The sequence below is a fragment of the Syntrophorhabdaceae bacterium genome (genome assembly GCA_028713955.1).
Taxonomy (GTDB): Bacteria; Desulfobacterota; Syntrophorhabdia; order Syntrophorhabdales; family Syntrophorhabdaceae; genus UBA5609.
In genome coordinates this window covers 1-4,769 of the sequence record JAQTNJ010000239.1, presented here as the reverse complement: position 1 = coordinate 4,769, position 4,769 = coordinate 1, and the positions used below count along the sequence as shown (strand labels likewise).

6 protein-coding genes are annotated in these 4,769 nt (G+C 49.0%); 5 read left to right on the top strand and 1 reads right to left on the bottom strand.

All coding sequences use genetic code 11. The features are described 5' to 3' along the window. Positions 1–116 precede the first annotated feature (116 nt). A complete protein-coding gene (locus PHU49_14770) occupies positions 117–728 on the top strand; it encodes an L-threonylcarbamoyladenylate synthase (protein ID MDD5245269.1) in 612 nt (203 codons plus the stop codon). Here PHU49_14770 and PHU49_14765 read toward each other — a convergent pair. After that, positions 709–1,020 carry a zinc ribbon domain-containing protein gene (locus tag PHU49_14765; protein MDD5245268.1) on the bottom strand — a complete coding sequence of 104 codons (312 nt, stop codon included), beginning with the start codon at positions 1,018–1,020 and terminating at the stop codon, positions 709–711. The two genes, PHU49_14770 and PHU49_14765, sit on opposite strands and share 20 nt — an antisense overlap. 85 nt (positions 1,021–1,105) lie before the next feature. On the opposite strand from PHU49_14765, the gene PHU49_14760 reads away from it, so the two are divergent. The 4 genes from PHU49_14760 to PHU49_14745 all read left to right on the top strand — a co-directional run. Beyond that, the gene (locus tag PHU49_14760; GenBank protein ID MDD5245267.1) at positions 1,106–1,858 is read left to right on the top strand and encodes a methyltransferase domain-containing protein; all 753 of its coding nucleotides are present in this window, start codon (positions 1,106–1,108) and stop codon (positions 1,856–1,858) included. After that, entirely contained in the window at positions 1,855–2,865 is a 1,011-nt protein-coding gene (locus PHU49_14755) for an NUDIX hydrolase (GenBank protein ID MDD5245266.1), read from the top strand. The genes PHU49_14760 and PHU49_14755 overlap by 4 nt, the downstream gene beginning before the upstream one ends. 105 nt (positions 2,866–2,970) lie before the next feature. After that, complete coding sequence (locus tag PHU49_14750; GenBank protein MDD5245265.1) at positions 2,971–4,353, top strand: MFS transporter; 1,383 nt, start codon at positions 2,971–2,973, stop codon at positions 4,351–4,353. A gap of 122 nt (positions 4,354–4,475) precedes the next feature. Beyond that, positions 4,476–4,769 (top strand): tetratricopeptide repeat protein (locus tag PHU49_14745; GenBank protein ID MDD5245264.1); only part of this gene is annotated, 294 nt, incomplete at its 3' end.

Genomic DNA, 4,769 nt, shown 5'->3' with positions numbered 1-4,769 from the left:
GACGACGGAGAGCTCATCGGATATTTTCCGGAAATGGAGCCGCTCTTCTATGAGGAGACGATAACCAACCGTGCGGGCAAGAGGAGAATCATAGCACGATATGCGGGGAGGAAGAGATGATCGTTGAATGGGATCCGGCGAGACCAAGGAAGAAGATAACGGGGATGATAAAAGAAGTGCTGAGCGGTGGCGGGATTATTGCATACCCAACAGACACTGTTTACGGAATGGGGTGTGACCTCTTTAATATCAAGGCGATCAGGAAGCTCTATCTGAGCAAGAGACTTGACAACAAAAGGGGATTAAGTGTTATATGCAGGGATTTCAAGGATATCAGCAACTATGCCGTAATGAGCGACCCCGCCTTTGAATTGTTGAAGGTGTGTCTGCCGGGACCCTACACCTTTGTGCTGAAGGCAAGAAAGATTATGCCGAAACTCCTTATGACCGACAAGAAAGAGGTTGGCATCAGGATCCCCGACCACCCCGTCCCCATAGCCCTTGCCGAATTGATCGAGAGGCCCATTATAAACACAAGCGTAAGGATCTCGGGCGAAGAGGTCCTCACCGACCCGAGACAGATTGAGAAAAACTTTAAAGACACCGTTGATATCGTGATTGACGGGGGAATCGTGATGAGTCGCCCGTCTACGGTGATCAGACTGCTGGACGATGCCATAGAAGTGCTAAGGGAGGGAAAGGGGTCGCTTAAGAATATCCTTCGTTAACGTAATCTCCGAAGTCCTCACCGATCTCGCCCCCCAGTTCCCCGCCCAATCTTTTCACGATCTTTTCAATGCTCCCCGGATCGCCCCCGTCAAGGCCGGAAAACCCTGAAGGGTCAAGAAGGCGTTCAATTCGTTTTTCTTCGCCCTTAAGGACAGATATCCCGGACAGGATCCTTGTGACGTATTTATTTCCGCAACGCTTACAATAAGGCTCGACCTCCTCTGTGACCCTCAAAAGCAGAAAAGAGGAGACCTTTTTACAGGCGTTGCATTGGTATTCGTAGATGGGCACAGCAATAACCTCTTCTGTGATTATTATAGCACTTTCACCGCCCATTTTCGTTTACAAAAAGAGACCTTTGGGCTATAAATGTTTCATGGAGAAGATTATAAAAGGCTATTCCAACCTCGATCTGCACAGGAGAATCAGCAATATAATCGAGGATCACTCCAGCAATAAAGAGGAGATACGGGGCATGGCAAGAGAACTTATCAACTGGCAGCAGGTTCATGCCTTCCTCGATCTGGGATGCGGCTACGGATGGTTTGAAGAGGCCCTCGAAGGCAGCTTCGATTTTATCTGCGGCGTTGATTGTCTCGGTGAAAACCGGAATGGGTTTCTTGGGACCGTAGAGAAGATAGCAAAAGAAGCCGTTTTTCTGAAGGCGCACCTCCCGGCAACCATCGAAATGCCTTCGGGGCGCTTCGACCTTGTTGTGGCAGCATACTCCCTGTATTTTTTCCCCGAAATGATAGGGGAAGTCAAAAGACTGCTGAACGACGGGGGACGGTTTCTTGTTATAACTCACAGCGAGTCAATGCTTGCTGAAGGTGAAAAATATTTCGATTTCAGCGGATTAAAAAGGGTGATCCAGAGGTTTTCGGCGGAGAATGGAGAGGCGCTGCTGAGAGAGCATTTCCCCGGCGCCAGCTTTGTTGATTACACGAACACCCTTGTTTTCGGCAGGAGCGATAGTAACGACCTTGCACAATACATAGACTTTAAAAGAGAGTTTATAGCAGTAGATGCCGACCCGGAACTGGTAAAGAGAAAGATGCTCGCGGAACTACGGGAATTGGGCGAACTGTGTTTTAATAAGAACGACAGAATATTCGTTGTAAGAAAATGAAGAGAAGATCCTACTGCAATTTTTGTGGAAGGCCGCTCGATGTGGACACCCTTGAAGGGAAGGATCGCCAGGTCTGCAAAGACTGCAATGAAATATATTATGAAAACCCACTTCCGGTGGCCTCTGTGATCCTTACAAACAGAGACCGGGAAGTATTGCTCGTAAAGAGGGAGCGGGAACCATTCAAAGACATGTGGTGCTGCCCGATAGGTTTTGCGGAGGTAGGCGAGAGCATCGAAGCGGCTGCCCTAAGAGAGCTAAAAGAGGAAACCGGCATTGACGGAAGCATTGTTCAGCTTATCGACGTGAGTTCCCACAAAAATTCCTTTTACGGGGATCTTCTCATAGTCTCCTTTGAGGCAGAGAAGCTCGGAGGCCAGGAAAGGGCAGGGGACGACGCGATCGGGTATGGATATTTTCCCGTAATGAACCTTCCCAAGCTCGCATTCGATTCTCAGGAAAAGGCGATGCAGAAGTTCATTGAGCTGAAAAAAGATCTCTGGAGCATGCACGACTCACTAGAAGTCTTTGTTGAGGGGACCATCCAGAACAAGATCATGTATCCGGAAACCCTTCTTTCGGATGAATTAACGGTTGCCGTGCAGGAGAACTCGGGAAAGATAGTGGATCTCTGGCTCAACGATATCTCTACCAACCCCTCCACAAGGTCATACCGGCAGCTTGACAGAGAGGATCTTCTTTCCAGGGCAATGTTCATCCTCGGACAGTTTGAGCAGTGGTTGAAGGGAGTGAAGGCAGAAAGCGAATTCAAGAATTTTTATTATACCCTCGGTTATCAGCGGGAACAGGAAGGCATACCCATGGAGGAACTCGTAAGCTCTCTGAGTCTTCTTAAGAAACATATATGGATGTTCACATATTCCTTCGGGGTGTGGGAAAAGGCTGTCGACATATACCGTATGTTTGAGCTTGGCGAGCGACTCGTATATTTTTTTGATAAGATCGTCTACTATACCGTGATGGGCTACAGGTCGGCGATGAAGTAGTCCGACAAGAACCAGGAACTGCTTTTCCCGGGCAGCGCCCTGTCTTCCGCAGGGAAGACGACGACGTCTTCATTATACAGAGCAATAAAACGAGAAGAGGCCGGAATGACAGAGATGTCAGGCGAAAGAACACACAAAAAAACAGTTTTAGTCGTAACGACGATGTCTTCTTTTCTTACCCCCATGGCGCTGTCAACCGTGAACGTTGCCCTTCCGACAATCGCCGGGGAGTTTCTCATGGATGCCATAACCTTAAGCTGGGTCGCAACGGTATATATACTGACGGCCGCAGCGCTTCTTGTGCCTTTCGGCAGGGTCGCGGACATTTATGGGAGGAAAAAGATCTTTATCTGGGGTACGGCTGTTTTTACGGCATCCTCTTTCTTGCTGGGGATAGCGTGGTCTGCGGGGTTACTGATCTTTTTCAGAATTCTCCAGGGCGTTGGCAGCGCAATGCTGTTCGGTACGGGAATAGCCATTCTCAGTTCAGCATTTCCCCCGGGTGAGAGGGGCAGGGCGCTTGGTATTAATGTAGCAGCAGTCTACCTGGGGCTTTCATGCGGACCCTTTTTGGGCGGCGTACTGACACAGCATGCAGGATGGAGAAGCATCTTTTTATTCAACGTTCCCCTCGGTATGGTTATAATAGTTTTTTCTCTATGGAAGCTGCGCACGGAGAGGGCGGGATCAAAAGGCGAGCCCTTCGATTTTGTCGGTTCTTTTATTTATTGTGCGATGCTCGTTGCCCTCATGTATGGTTTTTCCATACTGCCGGGGACGGCGGGCACGTTTTTGATTGCCGCCGGCATCGCCGGCATCTGTATTTTTGTTGCCTGGGAGTTAAAAACCGGAAAGCCGATCCTTGACATAACCCTTTTCAAAACAAACAAGGTCTTCACCTTCTCCAATATTGCGGCGCTTATACACTACAGCGCCACATTTGCGGTAAGCTTTCTTTTAAGCCTCTATCTCCAGCAAATCAAAGGTTTAAGCCCGCAGAATGCAGGGGCCGTTCTCATTTCACAGCCCCTGGTTCAGGCGATTTTTTCGCCTATGGCAGGAAGGATGTCTGACAGAATAGAGCCGCGGGTTGTTGCCTCAACGGGCATGTCTCTCACCGCTGCCGGCCTCTTTCTCCTGACCTTCCTTGAAGCAGGTACCGACACATGGTTCATTATATCCGCGCTCGCCCTTCTGGGCTTTGGGTATGCGCTTTTTTCGTCTCCAAACACGAACGCGATTATGAGTTCAGTGGAAAACAGGTTCTTCGGCGTTGCATCGTCAATGCTTGGCACGATGAGACTCCTTGGGCAGGTGTTCAGCATGGGAATAGCAATGATGGCATTCGCGCTTTACATCGGTGCCGTAGAGATTGTACCCCAGCACTACCCGATGCTCATGAAAAGCATAACCACAGTATTTACCGTTTTCGGTTTTCTTTGCACAGGAGGCATCTTCGCGTCAATGATAAGGGGAAACCTCCGGTAACCTTGGTACCGCGGGCTTGCCCGCGGGTATATATGGGACAAACCGGGACATTATTGTGTTGTAATTTCTATCCCTCAAGGTATAATAGGCAGGGATTTATTTTATGGCACAAGGGGCGGAAGATGTTCACAAAAAGTTTTTGTTGTGTATCGGTTATCGCGGTTCTTGTTCTTTTTAGCCCGGCCTGTTCAGACCAAAAACATAACGGAACGAGCGCCAGGGATTATTCTGACAGGGCGTACAGCTTTGTCCATGCCGGCAACATTGAGGAGGCAATAAACCTGTACACCCTGGCCATCGAGAAGGACCCCGAATTTATAGATGCATACTACAACCGGGGGGTTATGCATTATTTTCGCAGGGAATACGACCAGGCCATTGAGGACTTGAACAAAGTTATTGAAAAAAGGCCAGAT

What these genes read in the sequence shown, in the direction of transcription:
- PHU49_14770 (MDD5245269.1), top strand. Translation starts at nt 117, where the DNA reads ATGATCGTTGAATGGGATCCGGCGAGACCAAGGAAGAAGATAACGGGG.
- PHU49_14750 (MDD5245265.1), top strand. Translation starts at nt 2,971, where the DNA reads ATGACAGAGATGTCAGGCGAAAGAACACACAAAAAAACAGTTTTAGTC.
- PHU49_14755 (MDD5245266.1), top strand. Translation starts at nt 1,855, where the DNA reads ATGAAGAGAAGATCCTACTGCAATTTTTGTGGAAGGCCGCTCGATGTG.
- PHU49_14760 (MDD5245267.1), top strand. Translation starts at nt 1,106, where the DNA reads ATGGAGAAGATTATAAAAGGCTATTCCAACCTCGATCTGCACAGGAGA.